Source organism: Rhodohalobacter sp. 614A (assembly GCF_021462415.1).
Lineage (GTDB): Bacteria > Bacteroidota > Rhodothermia > Balneolales > Balneolaceae > Rhodohalobacter.
In genome coordinates this window covers 530,516-550,662 of record NZ_JAKEDS010000002.1, presented here as the reverse complement: position 1 = coordinate 550,662, position 20,147 = coordinate 530,516, and the positions used below count along the sequence as shown (strand labels likewise).

The 20,147-nt window shown below is 42.9% G+C and carries 16 protein-coding genes; 2 read left to right on the top strand and 14 right to left on the bottom strand.

The window, feature by feature from the left end:
• Window positions 1-8: 8 nt before the first annotated feature.
• The 4 genes from rbfA to rimP form a co-directional block, all read right to left on the bottom strand.
• Complete coding sequence (gene rbfA / locus L0B18_RS11130; protein WP_234571850.1) at window positions 9-398, bottom strand: 30S ribosome-binding factor RbfA; 390 nt, start codon at window positions 396-398, stop codon at window positions 9-11.
• Between the two features lie 64 nt (window positions 399-462).
• Window positions 463-3,264, bottom strand: coding sequence for a translation initiation factor IF-2 (infB, locus tag L0B18_RS11125; protein WP_234571849.1), 2,802 nt, complete (start codon window positions 3,262-3,264; stop codon window positions 463-465).
• Between the two features lie 61 nt (window positions 3,265-3,325).
• Window positions 3,326-4,585 carry a transcription termination factor NusA gene (gene nusA, locus L0B18_RS11120; RefSeq protein WP_234571848.1) on the bottom strand — a complete coding sequence of 420 codons (1,260 nt, stop codon included), beginning with the start codon at window positions 4,583-4,585 and terminating at the stop codon, window positions 3,326-3,328.
• Window positions 4,586-4,612: 27 nt separating this feature from the next.
• On the bottom strand, window positions 4,613-5,071 hold the full coding sequence (gene rimP, locus L0B18_RS11115; protein ID WP_234571847.1) for a ribosome maturation factor RimP: 459 nt from the start codon (window positions 5,069-5,071) through the stop codon (window positions 4,613-4,615).
• 166 nt (window positions 5,072-5,237) lie between these two features.
• Between rimP and L0B18_RS11110 the strand changes: the two genes are divergently transcribed.
• Window positions 5,238-5,747, top strand: a complete 510-nt coding sequence (locus L0B18_RS11110) for a DUF192 domain-containing protein (protein ID WP_234571846.1) — start codon at window positions 5,238-5,240, stop codon at window positions 5,745-5,747.
• Window positions 5,748-5,791: 44 nt separating this feature from the next.
• Here L0B18_RS11110 and coaE read toward each other — a convergent pair whose 3' ends face one another.
• The 8 genes from coaE to L0B18_RS11070 all read right to left on the bottom strand — a co-directional run bounded on the left by coaE (window position 5,792) and on the right by L0B18_RS11070 (window position 15,349).
• Window positions 5,792-6,394: a dephospho-CoA kinase gene (coaE, locus tag L0B18_RS11105; RefSeq protein ID WP_234571845.1), complete on the bottom strand. Its 603-nt coding sequence runs from the start codon at window positions 6,392-6,394 to the stop codon at window positions 5,792-5,794.
• A protein-coding gene (prfB, locus tag L0B18_RS11100; protein ID WP_234571844.1) for a peptide chain release factor 2 occupies window positions 6,391-7,516 on the bottom strand; the annotation gives its coding sequence in 2 pieces (ribosomal slippage) (window positions 6,391-7,446 and window positions 7,448-7,516; 1,125 coding nt in all). Before prfB ends, coaE begins: the two co-directional genes overlap by 4 nt.
• 6 nt (window positions 7,517-7,522) lie before the next feature.
• Window positions 7,523-7,774 (bottom strand): hypothetical protein, encoded by a 252-nt coding sequence (locus tag L0B18_RS11095; protein WP_234571843.1) that lies wholly within the window; start codon window positions 7,772-7,774, stop codon window positions 7,523-7,525.
• 34 nt (window positions 7,775-7,808) lie between these two features.
• Window positions 7,809-9,596 carry an ABC transporter ATP-binding protein gene (locus tag L0B18_RS11090; RefSeq protein ID WP_234571842.1) on the bottom strand — a complete coding sequence of 596 codons (1,788 nt, stop codon included), beginning with the start codon at window positions 9,594-9,596 and terminating at the stop codon, window positions 7,809-7,811.
• A gap of 13 nt (window positions 9,597-9,609) precedes the next feature.
• Window positions 9,610-10,842 (bottom strand): ribonuclease Z, encoded by a 1,233-nt coding sequence (gene rnz, locus L0B18_RS11085; protein WP_234571841.1) that lies wholly within the window; start codon window positions 10,840-10,842, stop codon window positions 9,610-9,612.
• A gap of 64 nt (window positions 10,843-10,906) precedes the next feature.
• The gene (locus tag L0B18_RS11080) at window positions 10,907-12,709 is read right to left on the bottom strand and encodes an ABC transporter ATP-binding protein (RefSeq protein ID WP_234571840.1); all 1,803 of its coding nucleotides are present in this window, start codon (window positions 12,707-12,709) and stop codon (window positions 10,907-10,909) included.
• 63 nt (window positions 12,710-12,772) lie between these two features.
• Window positions 12,773-13,828: an NAD(P)/FAD-dependent oxidoreductase gene (locus L0B18_RS11075; RefSeq protein ID WP_234571839.1), complete on the bottom strand. Its 1,056-nt coding sequence runs from the start codon at window positions 13,826-13,828 to the stop codon at window positions 12,773-12,775.
• Between the two features lie 153 nt (window positions 13,829-13,981).
• Entirely contained in the window at window positions 13,982-15,349 is a 1,368-nt protein-coding gene (locus L0B18_RS11070) for an acyclic terpene utilization AtuA family protein (protein ID WP_234571838.1), read from the bottom strand.
• A 204-nt stretch (window positions 15,350-15,553) separates the two neighbouring features.
• On the opposite strand from L0B18_RS11070, the gene L0B18_RS11065 reads away from it, so the two are divergent.
• Entirely contained in the window at window positions 15,554-16,807 is a 1,254-nt protein-coding gene (locus L0B18_RS11065) for a DUF819 family protein (protein WP_234571837.1), read from the top strand.
• 84 nt (window positions 16,808-16,891) lie between these two features.
• Here L0B18_RS11065 and L0B18_RS11060 read toward each other — a convergent pair whose 3' ends face one another.
• On the bottom strand, window positions 16,892-17,092 hold the full coding sequence (locus L0B18_RS11060; protein WP_234571836.1) for a PID-CTERM protein-sorting domain-containing protein: 201 nt from the start codon (window positions 17,090-17,092) through the stop codon (window positions 16,892-16,894).
• A gap of 37 nt (window positions 17,093-17,129) precedes the next feature.
• On the bottom strand, window positions 17,130-20,129 hold the full coding sequence (locus L0B18_RS11055) for a T9SS type A sorting domain-containing protein (protein WP_234571835.1): 3,000 nt from the start codon (window positions 20,127-20,129) through the stop codon (window positions 17,130-17,132).
• Window positions 20,130-20,147: the final 18 nt, after the last annotated feature.

Sequence of the window (20,147 nt, the reverse complement as noted above, 5' to 3'; positions counted from 1 at the left end):
GCAATGGTTTATGCTTCAGATTTATCTGATTGATTTTCATCAGCATCATCTGCCCGTCCCTCTCTTGCCTTCTTAAACAGATGTTCCATTTTATTCACATATTCGGCGGTATCATCTTCATAAAAAAGAAGTTCCGGAATGCGGCGAACCTGATTTTTTATTTTTGATGCCAGCTGATAACGAATTTCATCCTGATGATCATCAATAGCCTTGTAGATGGGATCGGTTTCCCTGCCGGGAGAAAAAATGCTTAAATAAATTTTAGCAATGGAAAGATCATCTGTAACCCGAACCTGGGTCACCGTAATAAAAGTGCCGGCAGGCTGATAGTTTTGCTGAAGAATCTGTCCAATATCTTTTTGAATAACAGAGCTGAGTCTTTCTGTCCGTATACTCATGATTCCTCATTTTTTGGTGTTAGCATTAAGATTTGGTGTAAATCTGTGAAATATTCAGAACAGTTTAGCGGGCATCTTCAAGCTTCCGCTTCTCTTCAATCACTTCATAGCTTTCAAATTCATCACCAACTTTAATGTCGTTAAAGCCTTCGATACTAATACCACATTCGTAGCCAGATTGAACTTCCTTCACATCTTCTTTGAAACGTTTGAGAGAATCAATCTCACCATCATAAATTACAACACCATCACGGATAATTCGGATTGGGTTATTCCGGTTCACTTTACCTTCATTTACATAACAGCCGGCAATAGTTCCAACTCTGGAGATCCTGAAGACTTCACGAACAGTAACCAATCCTTTCATTTCTTCTTTGATTTCAGGACTGAGCATACCTTCAAGAGCATCGTGAACCTCATCAACCGCATCATAAATAACACTGAACAGCCGAATATCAATGCTTTCGGCCTCTGCAAGCTTACGAGCGCTGGACGTAGGCCGAACCTGGAAACCGATGATAATCGCATCTGATGCTGAAGCGAGAAGAACATCACTTTCAGTAATAGCACCAGAACCTGTGTGTATAATATTCACAGATACCTCTTCGGTGCCAAGTTTCTGCAATGCACCGGAAAGCGCCTCAATGGAACCATCCACATCGGCTTTGATAATGATATTCAGTTCAGAAACCTCACCAAGGGCCATTCGTCGAGAAAGATCATCCAATGTAAGGTGTTTCACTTTTCTGAGTGACTGTTCCCGGCGAATTTGCTGCCGTTGATTAGCAATTTCTTTGGCCGTTTTTTCATCACTCGAGACGATTAATCGATCTCCGGCCTGTGGCGTGTCATCAAATCCGGTTAACTGAACCGGGGTAGATGGCCCTGCTGAATTCAACCGGGTTCCACGCTCATCCTCCATAGCACGTACCCGTCCAAAAACAGGACCGGCCACAAAAGGATCACCAATTTTCAATGTTCCGGTTTGGATAAGAATGTTGGCGACAGTTCCTTTTCCTTTATCGATTCGCGATTCAAGAACAACTCCTTGTGCAAGACGATTTGGATTCGCCTTAAGCTCCATCAGTTCAGCTTCGATAAGAACTTTTTCGAGAAGCTCATCAATCCCTTCTCCGGTATGAGCAGAAACTTCAGCTACCTGGTTGTTTCCTCCATATTCCTCAACAATTACACCATGTTCGGAAAGTTGGTTCTTAATTTTATCCGGATTCGCACCTTCTTTATCCATCTTGTTAATAGCCACAACAATAGAAACTCCGGCCGCTTTGGCATGGTTGATAGCTTCAATGGTTTGAGGCATTACGGCATCATCGGCAGCAACAACGAGGATAACAATATCTGTGGCTTGGGCTCCACGACTCCTCATAGCGGTAAACGCTTCGTGACCGGGAGTATCAAGAAATGTAATTTTCTTTCCTGATTCGGTTTCAACCTCATACGCACCCACATGCTGCGTAATTCCGCCTGCCTCACCGGCAGCAACTTTTGCTTTACGAATGTAGTCAAGCAAAGAGGTTTTCCCGTGATCCACATGGCCCATTACGGTAATAATCGGGGAGCGGGGTTCAAGATCTTCCGGATCATCTTCAATGAGTTCAAACTCTTCTTCGATCATCTCTTCGGCATCTACGAATTCAACATCGAAGTCGTATTCGGCTGCTACAAGCTCAATCGTTGCAGCATCCAGTCTCTGGTTAATGGAAACCATGGTACCGAGAGACATACATGTAGTAATCACATCATTAGGTTTCACACCCATCAAGTCGGCAAGATCACTCACTGTAATAAATTCAGTAACCTCAAGCGTTGACTCTTCAAGTTCTTCGAGTTCCTCCTGATGTGCACGTTCTTCTTCCCTTTCTTCCTTACGTTGACGACGTCGTTTTTGCCGTCGGCTTCCTACAGTGTCCCCCTCCTTAATTCTTTGAAGGGTTTCACGCATTTTCTTTTCTACATCCTCATCGTCGACCTTACTGCTTCGCCGCGATTTTTTCTTTTTGGTTTTTTTGGATGATGATTTGTCTGCTGTATCATCCTTCTTAGGTTGTTTTTTGTCTTTGCGGGTATAGTCTTCATCCCTGTCAAGACGATCTTTTCGTCGCTTTCTGGTTTTTTTCTTCTTCCGGTTTTCACGAGAAAATTCAACCTTTCCTAAAACCTTGGTACCGCTTAGTTTATTGGCTCTGCCCCGGACAACCTCCTCTTCCTCATCTTCTTGCGAATCTTCTTTTTTAGCCTCTGGCTCTTCTTCGTCCTCGTCGTCCTCCACCTCATCATCTTCTACATCTTCATCTGAATCTTCCTCAGCTTCAGCCGTAACTTCTTCTTCATCCTCTTCCTCTTCTTCATCAGGTTCATCAACTTCGTCGGCTTCTTCCAGTTCTTCAGCCTCATCTTCTTGTTCTTGGGCTTCAACCGGCGCCGGCTCATCAATCTCGTCTTCTTCTTCATCTGATATTTCTTCCTCTTCTTCCGGAGCAGCTTCTACTACCTCTTCTTCCTGTGGTTCAAGGCTTGGTTCCGGAACAGGATCTTCTTCAGGCTCGAGGGGAAGGTCCTCAATCGGCTCAAGATGGCTGTCAATAGTAACACTTTCATTCCGGCTCGACATGATTTGATTGCGGCGACTTTCGTACTCTTCCCGCGCTCTTTCATGCTCGATGCTTTTCTCTTTGTCATCACCATATACCCCCTCCAGCACATCGTACATCTCCTGTGTAATGCTGGAGTTTGGCCGATTGGTCACATCATATCCGTTCTCACTCAACGTGTCTACAATGGATTGAGTGGCAACATTAAATTCTGATGCTACCTTAAAGAGCTTTTTGGGTTTTTGTTTGGTCATAAATGGTGTTTCGTCGTTTATTATCTAATGTAAAAAAATGAGCCGATTCCTAAAGGTACGATCAATCTTCTTCGTCCTCAAATTCATATGCAATGATATCAATAATGCGCTCGGCTTCTTCTTCGGAAATTCGTCCCTCAGTTCTGCGCACAAGTTCATCCTCGTCAAGTTCGAGTACGGCACGTGCACTGTCGCATCCAATCTCACGAAGAATAGCAATGGTTTCGGGACCGAAATCGATCTCAAATTCGGCGATATCAATATCGTCTTCTTCTTCAACTTCACGGAACACGTCAATTTCGCAATCCACAAGCTTGGAAGCCAATCGAATATTGACCCCACCTTTTCCGATGGCTTTAGAAACTTCATCCGCCGGAACAAGAACACTTGCACGGGTACCGTCTTCACTCAATTCAACTTTCAGAACCTTCGCAGGCTGAAGCGCACGTTTGATGAATTCAATCTTATCATCACTATAGTTGATGACATCGATATTCTCGTTTTGCAATTCTCTCACCACGGCGTGAATCCGAATTCCTTTCATACCAACGCATGCACCAACGGGATCAACGCGTTCATCGTGCGAAATAACCGCTACTTTTGAACGATCTCCGGGTTCGCGGGCAATTCGTTTCAATTCGATGATGCCATCAAAAACTTCCGGAATTTCATTTTCAAATAGCCTTTCAAGAAACAGTGGCGATGTTCGGGAAATAACAACTGTCGGATTTCCGCTGTGTCGTTTTACTTCCACAACCACTGCCCGAATGGTGTCACCTTTTCGGAAACGGTCTTTATAAATCTGCTCATTTTTTGGCAGTAAAAGCTCCACTCCGTTGTGATTCACAAGAATGTCTTTGTTGTTTCGAACCTGATATACATCACCCAAAACAATTTCGCCAACTCGGTCGGAGTAATCCTCAAAAATATTATCCTTCTCTATTTCACGGATTCGTTGCGCCAATTGCTGCCGCGCCATGGTAACAGCCCGCCGGCCAAAATCTGTGATCGATATTTCCTGAGCATACTCATCGTAAAGCTCCAAATCCGGATCGTGTTTTTGTGCATCTTCAAGGGTAATTTCTGTGACCTCATCTGTCAGCTCATCAGCCGGAACCACTTCCCGGATGTGCAATATCTGGATCTCTCCCCTGTCTGCATTTAAAATGACTTCAAAGGCCTCGTCGGATTCGTATTTTTTTCGAATCATGGTTCGAAATACATCCTCGAGAATAGACAACAAAAGGTCCTTATCAATTCCTTTGTCTTTTGCAATTTCAGCAAAAGACTGAATAATGAGCTTGGAAATATCGTCTTGCATCAGAATTTTTTGTTTAAAAGTTAAGGCCTAAATTTTTGGAACAATTTTGGTTTCAACAATATCTTCGAATAAAATTTCAAACACATCTCCATCCTCCGTGTTTATTGAAATTTTATCTTTTTCAACCTGTTTGATAACGCCTTCTACCGTTTGATATTGATCTTGTTCTTTATATTTCACCTTTGCAACACGCCCCTGATTTTTTGCATATTGACGCTTATCAGAGAGCGGCCGGGACAATCCCGGGGATGAAACATTCAGTCTGTATTTGTTTTGAAAAATATCCTCTTCATCAAGTGCATCACCAATTCTTCGGCTAATCGCCGAATATGTATCTAACGAAACGTTTCCACTTTCAGAATCAACCAAAATCCATACTTCCGGCACCTTTTGATGTTTAATCTCAACATCAACAAGAAATGCATCCCCTTGCTCCACAATGGGATATGCAATCTCTTTTATTTTATTTATTGATTCGTTTTGCATCCGTTTCACTACATATAAGTACAAAAAAAAGTGAGTACCTCCCGGCGCTCACTTTACAGACCCAAAAAATAACCTAAAATGTAGAAAATTACAACTGATACGACTTGCAAATACGCGCATTGCTGTTTACTATAAATGCCTAATATTATTCAAGCCAATCATTTTAATGTTCAGTAAAATCTTCATCTATCCCATTTTCTTTCTTTTTGTGGGACTTCTTATTCTAAGTTCCTGTTCTGACAATAATAACCAGAATCAGGAATCCAATGAAGAAAACGGACGCGTATTAGAATTTAATGCCGAGGTTTCCTTTCTCAGATCGGAAGCTGATACAATTTCCACAATTAAAGCTGCCATTGCTGACAATAACCGTTCCCGCAGCGAAGGTTTGATGAATGTAACAGATTTACCGGATGATGCGGGTATGTTTTTTATCTTCGACAATCAGCAAACAAGAAGTTTTTGGATGGCCAACACTCCCCTTCCTTTGGATATCATGTTTGTAAATTCCGAAATGACAATCGTCCGCATTCATCGTAATACTCAGCCGTATTCTCAGGAAAGTATTCAATCGGAAGAACCCGCGCAATATGTTGTAGAAGTGAATGCCGGTTACACGCTTGAACACGATATCCGCGAAGGAATGAAGATTGCCGTAGACGGCGCGGATCTTTAAAAAAGTTTTCTTTTTGAGAACCCTGAGCCTGGCAAAAGCCCATTTTATTTTCTTGCTATTTCCATCAACAAATCAAACAACTTCCCGGACTTTTCTTTAAGTTCATTAAGCGTTCCATTGTTCTCTATTGTATAATCCACCAGGTGTGAGAGATTGTTGAAATCAGGTTGATTTTTGTCACGGTCTAATACTTTTTCAGAAGAAACACCATCTCTTTCTACTACTCGTTCAATCCTTTTCTCCCGGTTACTTTTTACAAGTACAATGATATCGAGAAATGATGGGCGACCATTATTAAGTAATAAAGCAGCTTCTTCAACCAGTATCTTTTCGCCGTTTTGCTTCGCCTGTTCACTAATTTCTTTGAACTTTTTGGCAACTGCCGGATGAACCAACTTATTTAATTCTTCCACTCTGTCCTCTTCAAAAGCATGGCGAATTAAATGGGGACGATTAAGGGAACCATCTTCGTGATATGTTTCCCGACCAAATGCTTTGACTAATTTCTGTTTCAGATCCGAATCAGAAGTCATCAAATTCTTGGCAAGATCATCAGCGTACACAACTTTTGCTCCAAGTTTTTCCCACTCTTTGCAAACGGTGGTCTTTCCCGAGCCGATTCCCCCTGTTACCCCAACTGTAATCATGATGAAACTGCCGCGGCACTCATCATCAGGTAAGCTTTCATAAACTCGTCGAGATCGCCGTCCATCACTCCCTGCACATCGCCGGTTTCGTGATTGGTCCGGTGATCTTTCACCATATTATAAGGGTGAAAAACATATGACCGGATTTGAGATCCCCATTCATTACTGCTTTTTGAATCCTCAAGTTTCTGCTGTTCTCTTTCTTTGATATTCTTTTCCAGCTCGTACACTTTCGATTTCAACAAAACCATTGCCTTCTCACGATTCTGAAGTTGAGATCGCTCTTGCTGGCATTCAGCAACAACCCGTTCTTCGGTTCCATCCGAGAGCTTGCCCGTCCAGATAAGACGAACACCGGTTTCTACCTTGTTCACATTTTGTCCGCCTGCACCACTGGCATGGAATCGCTGAAGTTCGATATCCGAATCATTCAGATTCACTTCAATCGTATCGTCTATTATGGGTGAAACAAAAACCGAGCAAAACGAAGTATGTCGCCGCGAGTTGCTATCGAAAGGAGAAATCCGTACCAAACGATGAACGCCACTTTCCGATTTAAGATATCCGTAAGCGTTCGGCCCCTTTACTTCGAGTGTAGCACTTTTTAGTCCGGCCACATCGCCATCCTGGTATTCAACTACCGAAACATCATGTCCTTTTTTCTCGGCCCAGCGAGAAAACATTCGGAAGAGCATCACCCCCCAGTCCTGGCTTTCGGTTCCGCCTGCTCCGGGATTGAACGTAACAATTGCATTTCGGTGATCATCGTCACCACTGAGCATATTTTGAAGCTCGAGGTCTTTCAGCTTCTCTTTGAAGTCAGAAACCTCCGCCTGAATTTCATCGGTTACATCTTCACCTTCATCCAGGAACTGTTTGTAAACCTTAATGCTTTCCCGAAGATCATTGAGGTTATCCCATTTCCCGGTGATTTCCTTTTCGAAATCAAGCTCTCGCATCACCTGCTGAGCTTTATCTGGGTTATTCCAGAAATTGGGATCCTGGGTTTGTTCCTGTAATTCTATAATTCGAACTTTGCGCTTATCGTAGTCAAAGATACCCCCTGAGCGCATCCAGGCGCTCAAAGAGGTCTTCAACTTTATCAAATTGTATTGGGTTCATTCAATTTTATCTGTTGAAAAGTTTTGCAATCGCAAAACCTAACAATAATCCACCGGCTAATGCAACACCAACTCCGGTTTCAGGATTTTTTTCTACATATTTGCGGGCGGTGTCATACTCTTTTCTGAGTTCACCCTGAAGACGATCACCTTCGGTTTTCAATCGTTTCCGAATGTCATCGTAGGATTTTTTTAATTCTTCTCTTTCTTTTTTGAGAGTTTCTTTCAACTCTTCTTCTTTTTCTTTTAAGTCTGCCATTTTGGGTTCCTCCTTATTTGATTAGTTAGTGCGTTCAAGCAATTGTGTTTGAGTTAATAGCCTGATCTCTATACTGTAACTCATATAATTTCCTGTAAATTCCACCTTCTTTTTGTATCAATTGATGATGATTTCCCGTTTCCCGAATTTGTCCTTTATGCATAACCAAGATCTTGTCTGCACCTTGAATTGTCGATAATCTGTGAGCAATAACAATGGATGTTCTGCCTTGCATCATCTTTTTACAGGCACGGGAAACAAGCTCTTCGGTTTCGGAATCAACACTGGAAGTGGCTTCATCAAGGATTAAAATTTTTGGATCATAAACCATAGCTCGTACAAAACAAATCAATTGCCTTTGTCCCATAGATAACGAAGCACCACGCTCTCTAAGTACGAAATCATACGTACCCGGTAATTTTTTTATAAACTGATGCGCTTCCACTTCTTTTGCTGCTTCTATTACCTGTTCTCGTGTAATTTCTTCATGCCCCAAAGTAATGTTCTCTAAAACACTTCCTGAAAAAAGGGCATTGTCCTGAAGAACGAGTGCAAACTGGGACCGTAAATCTTTAAGAGACAGATCTCGAATATTTGTTCCATCCAAAAGAATTTTTCCTTTCTGGATATCATAAAATCTGAGCAACAAATTTATGATGGTTGTTTTTCCTGCACCGGTTGCACCCACAATTGCGAGTAGTTCACCGGGTTTCACATTAAAAGACACATCGTCTATAATCAGTTCTTCGTCTTCATTATATCGGAAAGAAACATCCTGAAATTCAATTTCTCCCTTGAAATCCTTGATCGAGGTTTCTTGATCCGGTTCAGCAATTTTCTTTGGAGTATCAAGAACATTGAAAATCCGTTCGGAGGAAGCCAACGCAGATTGAAGTGTATTGTACTTTTCAGAGAGACCTCTGATCGGGTTAAAGAACTGGCGCACATATTGAATAAAAGCCAGGAGCACCCCAAACGTCACGTCCCCCATCAAAGCCCGTGCGCCTCCATACCAAACCACCAGGGCCATGGCGAGGCTGGCAAGAACCTCAATCACCGGCCAGAATATGGAGAAGTAAAAGATTGTAGAAATGTGAGCTTTCCTGTGATCTGCATTGATATCAATAAATTTTTGCTTCTCTTTCTTCTCACGGTTAAAGAGTTGTACAACTGACATTCCATTGATATGCTCTTGTACAAAGGAATTCAGCCGTGCAATCTGGTCTCTTACTTCAAGATATGCGATGCGAACTTTTCCTTTAAACCAGAAAGTTGCATAAAACAGAACCGGAAGAACCAGAATGGAGACAATGGTCAATTCCCAGCTCATGGTAAGCATGAAATAAAGAATAAAGAAGATTCTGAACAGATCTCCGATCATATTCACTATTCCATCGGACAGAAGCTCGCTGAGTGCTTCAATATCACTGGTGGTTCGGGTAATTAATCTCCCAATAGGATTTTTATCAAAAAACTGTACGTGGAGCGATTGAATTTTCTCGAATACTGCGTTCCTCAACCGATATAAAACACCTTGTCCAAACCAACGGGTGATGTAGGTATTCAGAATAAGAATCAGGAATTCACCAACCAGCGCACAAACAATCAATAAAATGATCCACATCAACCCGTCAACATCCCCATTGGTGATGTGTTCGTCAACGGCAATCTGTGTCAGTTTTGGTTGAACGGTTCCCAGGTAAGCTGCTGACAAGGTAAGTACGATTGCCAGAATAGCCCACCATCGATAAGGCTTAAAGAAGTAGTAAAGCCGTCGAATCAATATAGAATCGACGGCTTTCGTTTCACTTTTAGATCTCAAAACGCGTTACAAATTAGAAGCGGTCAAAATTATCGAAAGGTGTTCTTGGCGTAATGTGTTTCGGAGCTCGTGACGACCCTTTGTTCGTGTCATGACTGTCACTCCTGCTTCTTTCGGGACGCTTGCGTCTGCGTTCGTTAGAGTCGCTTCGTGTCTTTCGGTTTCTGTCTGATGAAGAACTTTTACGTTTTCTGAAACGCTTATTGCTCTTGTCATATTTTTTGAAGCTACTCCTTTTTTTCTTGTCGCCGCCACTACTACTGCTGCTGCCAGAACTGTCGTTCGCTTCTTTCAAATAAACCTTCTGCTGTACGATTCCTTTTTCCTGGGATGGATTCGTATAAATCGGGCGGAGTTCAGTAGCCAGCCACGCAGGGAAGAATTTTTCCCGTGCCTCTCGCAACAAGACAAAAGGGTTTGTATATCGAGCTGAAAAATGTCCGATAACCAGAAGTTTTGTTTGAGCTTCATTGGCAACACGGGCTGCATCTGCCGATGTTGAATGGCCGGTTTCTGCCGCTTTATCAGCCAGCGTTTCACTAAAAGTAGCTTCGTGATACAAAATGTTTGTATTCATCGCCAGCTTCACAGAATTTGGATGATATTTTGTATCCGTTACATAAGCAAAACTGTCGCCCGGTCGCGGATGACCAACAATATCATACGATTTTATAACCGTGCCGTCTTCCAACTCAACGTCTTCGCCGGATTTCAGAGCTTTGTATTGAGCATCTTCTGTAATTCCCATCGCTTCCGCTTTTTCAGCGTCAACCTTTCCGGGACGATCTTTTTCCTGAAAGCGATAACCTATACAAAATTTTGAATGATTTAACGGACGAGCCTCCACATAGTACTCATCTTCATCAACCACTTTTTCTCCTTCAAAACCTTCTTCTATTTCTACAAAATTAATCTCAAAATTAAGATCTACTTTCGCAAATTTGAGGTTCCATTCCACATATTCCTTCATTCCTTTCGGACCAATAATATTCAGTGCTTTTTCCCGGCGCTGCAATTGCAGTGTGGAAAGCAATCCTATGATTCCCGAAAAGTGATCGACATCGAAATGGGATATGAAGATATTTTCAATCTTAGACCGTTTAAGTCCTGCTTGCAACATCCGCATTTGAGCATTTTCCCCGCAATCGAAAAGATGAACATCTCCTTCTCTCCACAGGGCAACAGATGGCAAGTGTCTGGTTGCAGTTGGCGTTGCTGAGGCAACACCTAAGGGTACAATAATCATTGTTATCTCCCGCTGTGATTTATGGGCTTTTGCCGTTCAAACAAAAGGTCCCCGTTTTTATGTTTTATATTTGAGCCAATTCTTGTTCAAGTAATTGTTTTCGGTACATGTCAAAGTAACGTCCTTCGACTTCTATTAATTCATCATGGGTACCTGATTCTACAATCGAACCTTCCTGAATATAAAAAATTGTATCAGCGTTTTTAACTGTAGATATTCGGTGTGATATCATGATAGTTGTGACATGTGCCAATTTCACCCGCAGATGCTCTAAAATAGCATCTTCTGTCTTTGTATCGACGGCGCTTAGCGAATCATCGAATATAACAATTCCAGGTTTTTTTATTATAGCCCTGGCAATAGCAGTTCTCTGTTTTTGTCCGCCTGAAAGAGTGATTCCTCTTTCTCCAACAAGTGTCTCAAATTTTTTCTCAAAATCCAAAATATTATCAAGCACCTGTGCGCTGTCTGCCGCCTCTTCAACCTGTTCCATGGAAGCATCTTCTACGCCAAATGCAATATTCTCTTTAATAGTTGTAGAAAAGAGAAATGTTTCTTGAGGAACATAACCAATTGACTTTCTTAAATCAGCCAAATTCCAATTTTTTACATTTACACCATCTATAAAAATATCTCCTTCCGTAGGATCGAAAAGACGCGGAATTAAATTAACTAACGATGTTTTTCCTGCCCCCGTTCTTCCAACAATGGCGATGTTGCTTCCGGCCGGAATCTTCATGTTAATATTTCTGATAGCAAACTCTTCAGATCCTGGGTATCTGAAGCTTACATTTCTGAATTCTATTTCCCCTTTCATTTCAGAAGAAACTGAACCTGATTCCCTGTTTTTGTCGCGAATTTCAATCGGTTCACTCAGCATGTTATTGATGCGTTCCCAGGAAGCCAGTGATTTCTGAAGTGTATTTACCGTATATCCCAATGCCGCAACCGGCCAGGTTAAGTAAGCTACGTAAATCACAAATTCGGCAATATTTCCAACCGTAATCTGATCATCAATCACCATCACTCCACCTTTCCAAACTACAATCACCACCGATACACCAATCAGGAGATTCAGTGTGGGATGAAACAGAGATTCAACCAGATCCAGCCGAAGTTTTTTCTTTCGATAGTCCTCACTTTCGGCTTCAAACTTTTTCTGCTCATACTCTTGCCGGTTATACGCTTTAATCAGACGAATACTGCTGAACGTTTCGTTTGCTTTGCCGGCTATTCTGGAATACTGTTCCTGGATAATTACCTGGTATTTATTGATAAAACCGCTCACCCAATAGGCAAATGCTGAAAGAAACGGTAGCGGTACAAGAGCCCAAAACGTGAGAGTCGGATTTACGATAATCATCATGGAGATGATAAATCCTGCGCGGGTAAATGTATTGATGGTGTACATCAGAACCGGACCAAAATATTCACGAACCCTGGCAATATCTTCGGTAGCTCTCACATAAATTTCACCAGAGGTATTGGATGCAAAGTATCTTTGAGGTAAGACCAACAATTTGTCCATAACCCGGTTTCGAATATCAAATTCAATTTTTCGGGAACTGACAATCAGCGTTTGCCGCGTTGCAAAGAGAAGAATTCCATATAAAAGTACTGTCCCCACCAACAGCAATGAATTGAACGCAAGAATTTCTCCGGCTTCGCTCGAGAAGAGAATGTCCATCATTGATTCGTACTGCCCACCCTGATCGGTTCCTAACTGCTCAACACGGTCCATCGTGCGCCGGATGAGCACTGGAATCCAGATAAGGAAAAAATTGGATCCGGTTAGAAAAAGAGCACCAAGAAGAATAATTCCCCTGTACTTTTTCAAATACCGATTAAGCTTTTTAAAGGAGTCCAAGTTAGGTGTGGTTTTTGTCCTGAGCGCTAAATATAAAAAGAAGAAACGAAGCTTTTGCCTGTTTCATTCAATTGGAATGTGAACCTTATTTTTAAATTTTTTTATCCAGTCCGTTGCTAATAAATGAGCAGAACGGTAAGCGTCATCTACCGTATTTCCCTGCAAAAAATCTCCGACGAGTGCCAATGGGGCGTCTTCATCTTCAAGCTCAAGATACGGACTATTTATGATTTTTTTTGCTCTACTATAACGCCAAAAATGGAGTTGATTCCATTTAGGAGAAACAGCCCGGTCACCGACAACCTTCACAAATTCATCCAGCATTTTTCTGATGACCGTTTCCTCATTCTTGTTTTTGTACTCTTTTGTAAATGATTCTGTTGCATGCAGTACAAAAGAGCATTCTTGCGATTCCCTTTTCAGAGCTTCGTTTGAAATAAATTCGAGAGCACTATTTTGACAAATCACTCCTTCCCACTCGGGAACATCCTGAGAGTCAAAACCAACCATCAGAGAATACGTTTGTTTATAACTCACCTCATCAATCTGGCGGATAATTTTTAACGTGTTGGTTTCGTCCCTCGCCATTCCCAAAATGCCATAGGCTTGTGGAGCCGGGAGTGCGAGAATCACGGCATCGGCCCCAAATGTTTCGCTGGAGGTGAGATTTATCATCCAGGATCGTTTTTTGGATCGATTAGTTCCGAAATAAGTCAGTCCACCAACTTTCGTTTCTGTGCGGATATCAACCCATCGGCTCAAATATTTTCCAATCTCATTCATTCCCTTGGTAGAAGTATAAAGCGGACCTGAAGAAATATTTGGTGTCGACTCCAGAAGTTTATCGCCATCAAAAGAAGCGAATTTTCTACCCCATTTTTGTATCAGCCCCTTTTCAAGGAGTTCTTCTGTGAATTCAAGAAACTCGTCAGATTTTACTTCGAAATTTGAAAGACCGTGGTCCATTTTGGAGCCTAAATTCTTGCCGGCATATCGGGTTGCCATCCTGCCGCCATATCCCCTGCTTTTCTCAAAAATTGTTACTTCATGTCCTGCTCCGGCTAACATTCTGCCGGCTGTTAAACCTGAAATTCCAGCTCCAATAATTCCGATAACCATACTGCGAATAGTTTCTTTTGTTAAAGAAAACAGATTAAAAGGTCGTGAAAGAAGTTAATGAATGATTGACTCTACTTCTTCCATTATTTCCCAGGCCATTTTGAGTTATTTCGACCTGGTTCGACTCTGAATAATGAAATTGTCTGCCATCTATCAAACCTCATATAAATTAACCCTGGGAGTTGATGCTTTTTTTCCCAAAAGAGCGGGCCAATAAGCTACCACTTCACTCGCTTTGGGTCGACCACCCGCAAAACCCGTCGCACCGCTGGGGCCTGTTAAAATCAGTGGGGCAATTTCTTTTCCAAACCGATCCAGGTCTTCTTTTGACTCACCATGCACGGAGATTCTCATCTGAACTTCATTTAAATCACTTTGATCTTTTTCAAGTTCCATCGCATCTTCGTTACAGGAATTCAACCCTACAAATTCGATATTCGTTTCCCGAAATGATATCCCCAGTTTTTCTGCACGCTTCAACAAAATATCTCCGGCAGCTTTGGCTTTTTTCAGTGCCTCCGGCCAGCTATAAATCAGGGTGGATGAGAGCTTATAACCATCTATATAACTTGCTGAAATTTTATAAGTGGGAGTATCCGGCTTTCCTTCAATTCCCCATATTTTCACACGATTCTCTCCATCTTGTTGAACCTGGATGGTAGTAAAATCCGCAATACAATCCGGAGTGATGTACTCTTTTGGATTTCCGATTTCATACAGAAGCTGTTCTTTAACCGTCATTTCCGAGATAAGGCCGCCGGTATTTACGTGTTTTGTTACAAAAAAAGTACCATCCGGATACGCTTCAATAATTGGAAATCCAATTTCAACAAAATCATCCACTGTTTCCCAATCTGTAAAATTTCCACCGCTAACCTGAGCGCCACATTCAATAATATGTCCGGCGATGGTTCCGGCGGCCATCAGATTATAATCCTTGAAATCCCATCCAAACTCGTAAACCATCGGGGCAAGTGTCAACCCGGTGTCTGTCACCCGGCCCGTAATCACAATGTCAGCGTCCTTTTCCAAAGCCTCAACAATCGGTCGGCAGCCAAAGTAGACGTTTGCACTGAGCAGATCGTCCTTCACTGTCTTGATCGATTCTCCGGTTTCCATATTTTGAAGTTTGTGTCCCTCCTTTAGGAGTTTATCCAAATGCGGCAAAATATCATCTCCATCCACCACGGCAATTTTTAATCCGGTTACGCCGGCACGTTGAGCAACTTGAAGAATCGCATCTTTACAGGCATTCGGGTTCACGCCTCCTGCGTTAGATATTACTTTCACTCCATCATGTTTAATTTCATTCAGAATCGCTTCAATCACATCCACAAAATCCCGGGCATAACCAAAATTTTCATTTCTCATGCGCTGTTTTTGCATGATCGACATCGTTACTTCCGCGAGATAATCCATCACCAAATAATCTATTGACCCTTTTTTTACCTGATTGATTGGCGCTTTGGGAAGATCTCCCCAAAAACCCTGTCCTGATGCAATTTTGATCTTTTCTTTCATTGGTATATTCTATTTCTTTGAATCACAAAATAACCCGCTTGATTCTATATGCATTATAAAAAGTTTTTGAAAAGCTACTAATTACTTTTGGTCATTGCGAGCTTGCAAAGCAATCTCCACATTCAAAATACGATAAGAGATTGCTTCACTCCGTTCGCAATGACAATAGCAAGATCACAACCAATTAAAAGATAACCGAACTCTATGATTTTAACACCTGCCGTTGCACTCCTGACAAATGATGCCATTGTTTTCGGACTTCTCATGGTAATTCTTGCTGTCATTTTCATAACATCAAACAGTGAACATCCATTCTGGCAAAAATTCTATACGTTTGTTCCTGCCCTGCTCCTGTGTTATTTCATTCCTTCTTTATTGACCACGTTTGGTGTGGTCTCGGAAGCGGATTCGAATCTCTATTTTATGGCTTCCCGTTATTTGCTTCCGGCCTGTTTGGTTTTGTTAACCTTGAGTATTGATTTTAAAGGAATTCTAAATCTCGGTCCGAAAGCAATCATCATGTTTTTAACCGGAACGACAGGAATCCTGATTGGCGGACCTCTTGCAATTATAATCGTAGGATTTTTCAATCCTGATGTGGTTGGCGGAGCCGGACCCGAAGCCGTTTGGCGCGGACTCTCCACCATTGCCGGAAGCTGGATTGGCGGCGGTGCAAATCAGGCGGCCATGTACGAAGTATTCGGTCCAAGCGATGAACTATTTGGGGCCATGGTTACCGTCGATATAATCGTTGCAAACATCTGGATGGCATTTCTACTTTATGGCGCCGGAATTTCTGACCGGGTAGATGGCTGGTTCAAGGCAGATTCATCTGCCATTACCGAATTAAAAAACAATATTGAGGAATATCGTGCCAGCATCGCCAGAGTACCTTCGTTTTTGGATTTGGTAAAATTGGGTGCCGTAGCTTTTGGAATTACAGCGATCGGTCATATCGCGGGAGATACCATTGCTCCCTGGATTTCAGAAAATGCACCGGTTCTGGAACAGTTTAGCCTTGATTCTTCTTTCTTCTGGATTATCGTCGTTGCTACCACGGGCGGACTCATTGCATCGCTCACGAAGATTCGTGAACTGGAAGGCGCCGGTGCTTCAAAAATCGGCAGTATTTTTATCTACATCCTGGTGATGACCATCGGAATGAAAATGGACATCTCTTCCATACTGGACGCACCTGGGTTTTTCATTGTCGGTGCCGTATGGATTTTGATCCATATAACCTTGCTCCTCTCCGTTGGAAAACTGATTAAAGCTCCTTTTTTCTTTACAGCAGTAGGAAGCCAGGCAAATATTGGAGGAGCAGCCTCCGCCCCGGTGGTAGCATCGGCGTTTCACCCTGCACTTGCGCCGGTTGGAGTATTGCTGGCCGTTTTAGGATATGCTCTTGGAACCTACGCAGCATATATTTGTGCATGGTTAATGCAGGCGGTGAGCTAAATTGAGTTTTCAGTGGCGTTAAAAGAGTGTACAGGCGAATCTTATTTTCCGCTCAAACACTCTTTCAGGCACACTCAATGAAAACTATTTCTCAGATTGCCGTAACTTTTTAATAGCATATCCTCCACCTGCGGCTGCCAACAAGAAAAGGCCGCCATCAATTGGAGTTTGTTCCGGTTTAGACGGCGGAGGCGGAGGGGCCTGAGCAGATGCCCGATTTGGTATGATAATGAGAGCCAAAAAAATGGCCGCACAAAGTGCAATAAAAAAATGTGACCGTTTCATGATGGTTGTTTTTTGGTTTTGAATACTAAATACTTTGCTATTTAATAAGAGTTAATTTTCTGGTGAAGATTTGATTCGATCCGTTTGCACCGTGGGCGGTCAGCCGATACAGATAGACGCCGCTTGTGAGATTTCCGGCATCAAAGTTGACCTGGTGATTTCCGGCTTCTACAGATCCTTCAACCAGGGTTGCAACCTGTCGACCCAGCATATCAAAGACTTCTAAACGCACTTCACTGGTGGCTGGAAGCTGATAACTGATAACCGTTGCTGGATTGAACGGATTCGGGTAGTTTTGCCCTAACGCAATTTTTCCGGGGAGCTCGTTTGGAAACTTATCGCTCATGGATGTGCTGATGACAAACCGATCCGATTGAACACTTATGGCTTTCATTGGTCCATTTTTAAATGTCATTTCCCGGGGTGATACCGGGGATTTTTGAGCCTGCGAAATGGTGAAAGTATAGTCGAGCGATTCGTCAATCAACATGGTTTGCCCGGTTTGGCGATCATGCAAATAGAATTGTGTTCCCGCCGGAAGATCGATATCTGTTGCTGACAGATGATAGGTTCCGGGGATGGTCGCTTCTACTGCCAGCGGGATTTCAGTGGATGGTTCTGGCAAAGAGAATTGGGCGATATCCAGCAATGTGCCATCATTTTTTCTTGTACCAAGAAGTGTGTAATTCTCGGAATAAGGTTGCAATTCCAGGGCATCTCCGTAGATTTGTTTGTTAGCTCCCTCGGAAGAGAATCGAATCCAGGCCGAATTGTATCCTGCTTCTCCTTTGAGCTCTAATCGAACAAAATTTTGTAACTCTTTTTCTTTTCCGTAGAACTGTCCACCGGTAGTCTGGCTGGCTTCGGTAAAGGTGAGTGAGCCACTGCTTCCGCTGTTTTGTACAAAGAATCCCTGCGCGGGATGAATGATTCCATCGGTCAAATCGCCGTAGCTGCCATTGCTACTGCGCCATCCGCCGGTATTTCCATTGGAATCGCCACCATCAGAGCCGCTGTAATTGCGGTCAAAAACGTATGCCACGCCGGTTAATCCAGAAGTGTTTAATTCAGAAAAGTCCACCGGATATACATATGGATTTCCCACAAGTGACCATCCCCCGGAAGTTGAATTCATGTTCGGGGATATATTTCCGTTTCGAATCGGACCGTGAGGCTGAATCGTTTTCGTAAATCCTTCGGGATCTTCATCATAATCATCATCACTGTACACACTCATCAAAAAGCCACTGCCAGCTGGAATGGTCGCGGTAAGGTCGGTAAGAGGAGCCCAGTCGATGGGACTATTTCCATCCTGATCGGTCGCCCATGTGTAAATATTGGGCGTTCCGCCACTCCAATCGGCGCCCGTTCCTCCCTGGGTCCAGAAGTCTTCAAGCAGTTCTTCATACGAAAAGCCATCGATGGGAGAGGAAAGCATCCGCCAGTCTTCCCCGCCGGTAAGTGTAATGGTAAACGGCTCATCCTGTACTTCATAAGCCCCCATATCAATCAAGTCGGTTGAGGGATCTCCATCATACAACCGGGGATTTCCTGCAAAATCTATTTCTTCTCCTCCATCATCCAAAAAGATAGAAAAGTCTGTGGATGGATCTCCCTGATTGATCGCCGGCGAAGTAATGAGAAGAGAGAAATCACCCGCTGTTGTGGGAGCAGCTGTGCCTAAAGGAGCATCCACAAACTGAGGATTCGTTTCGTAAACATTCCCTCCTCCTGATTGATCGATACAGTTGGTGCAGCCTTCGTTCAGACTGCTGTAACTCGACTGAAACATAGAATGAGTAATGTACGATGTTCCTCCGCTATTGGTTAAAAATACAAAGTTAGAACCGCCCCCGGTAGTATTATTGTAGAAAAGGCTATTTATAAAACGGGGGCTGTCCTGGCTTCCATTGCTCATCATGGCACTACCAAAACCTTCGGCATGGTTACTGGCAAACGTGGTGTTGGTGATAATATGCGAGGGCAAACTGCCTGATTGTTTGGTACTGTACATGCCGCCTCCAAAACCTGCTGCACGGTTCCCGGTGATAAGGCTATTGGTAATTGTGATTGTTCCATCTCCGCCGTTGTTTGCGAGAAAATATAATCCACCGCCATCGGCTGCACTATTTCCTGCTATACGGCAATTTGTGAATGCCGTTAAGCCGGACCCATTCGATAAACTAATATAGACACCACCACCATTACCACCATTTGAGGGAGCTGTATTATTAATGATGGTACAGTTTATATACTCAGGGGATGCGATTCCACCACTAACGGCTGTGTTGTATATTGCCCCGCCGCTGGAAGCGGCAGAATTTTGAGAGAACGTAACGTTTTCATACAGCGGTGAGACAACTCCACCCATTCCAAGATTTATCATTCCTCCACCACCATAGTTAGCTTGGTTTTCTATAAAAACAGTATTACGAATGGTAGGGCTGGATGTATTTCCGGTTGTAGCCTGATTGAACCACCCACCACCATATCTGTCAAAGGTGCTTGAGGAGTTGGCATTTCCCTGGGTGATGGTAAATCCATCCACAATGACTCCGGTTGAAATATCAATCGTCTCAATTACATGATAACTGTTGTTAGAACTATCGTTATCATCCTGGATCTCTCCGCTCAAAATCGTTTCATAATTTTCCCAATCGCGATTGTTGAATGAATCCCCGCCGGTTGGAAATCCCCCATATATTTCTAAACCGTTCTGACTGCTGGAAATCACAAAATGGTCATTCCGGGTGGATCCGGGAATATAGGTCCCTTCGGCAACCCAGATCTCATTACTTCCGGTAGCGGCACCAAGCGCATCCTGTAAATCAGCATAGGCATCCGCCCAGGAAGTGCCATTATTGGAACCGGATGCATTAATATCCACATAAATAGTTTGACTGAAGGCTAATCCTCCCAGAAAATAAAAAAGGACAATCAAGAGAATGATTTGAACTGTAAACCGAACAGAAGTTTTTTCCGGAACGAATAACTGTTTGAAGGATTGCGAGACGGATTGAAAAGGTGGATAATTCATAGAGGTTGTATTGGATTT

What these genes read in the sequence shown, in the direction of transcription:
- L0B18_RS11110 (WP_234571846.1), top strand. Translation starts at nt 5,238, where the DNA reads ATGTTCAGTAAAATCTTCATCTATCCCATTTTCTTTCTTTTTGTGGGA.
- nusA (WP_234571848.1), bottom strand. Translation starts at nt 4,585, where the DNA reads ATGCAAGACGATATTTCCAAGCTCATTATTCAGTCTTTTGCTGAAATT.
- rnz (WP_234571841.1), bottom strand. Translation starts at nt 10,842, where the DNA reads ATGATTATTGTACCCTTAGGTGTTGCCTCAGCAACGCCAACTGCAACC.
- L0B18_RS11055 (WP_234571835.1), bottom strand. Translation starts at nt 20,129, where the DNA reads ATGAATTATCCACCTTTTCAATCCGTCTCGCAATCCTTCAAACAGTTA.
- L0B18_RS11095 (WP_234571843.1), bottom strand. Translation starts at nt 7,774, where the DNA reads ATGGCAGACTTAAAAGAAAAAGAAGAAGAGTTGAAAGAAACTCTCAAA.
- rimP (WP_234571847.1), bottom strand. Translation starts at nt 5,071, where the DNA reads ATGCAAAACGAATCAATAAATAAAATAAAAGAGATTGCATATCCCATT.
- L0B18_RS11065 (WP_234571837.1), top strand. Translation starts at nt 15,554, where the DNA reads ATGATTTTAACACCTGCCGTTGCACTCCTGACAAATGATGCCATTGTT.
- L0B18_RS11060 (WP_234571836.1), bottom strand. Translation starts at nt 17,092, where the DNA reads ATGAAACGGTCACATTTTTTTATTGCACTTTGTGCGGCCATTTTTTTG.
- coaE (WP_234571845.1), bottom strand. Translation starts at nt 6,394, where the DNA reads ATGATTACAGTTGGGGTAACAGGGGGAATCGGCTCGGGAAAGACCACC.
- infB (WP_234571849.1), bottom strand. Translation starts at nt 3,264, where the DNA reads ATGACCAAACAAAAACCCAAAAAGCTCTTTAAGGTAGCATCAGAATTT.
- rbfA (WP_234571850.1), bottom strand. Translation starts at nt 398, where the DNA reads ATGAGTATACGGACAGAAAGACTCAGCTCTGTTATTCAAAAAGATATT.
- L0B18_RS11075 (WP_234571839.1), bottom strand. Translation starts at nt 13,828, where the DNA reads ATGGTTATCGGAATTATTGGAGCTGGAATTTCAGGTTTAACAGCCGGC.
- L0B18_RS11070 (WP_234571838.1), bottom strand. Translation starts at nt 15,349, where the DNA reads ATGAAAGAAAAGATCAAAATTGCATCAGGACAGGGTTTTTGGGGAGAT.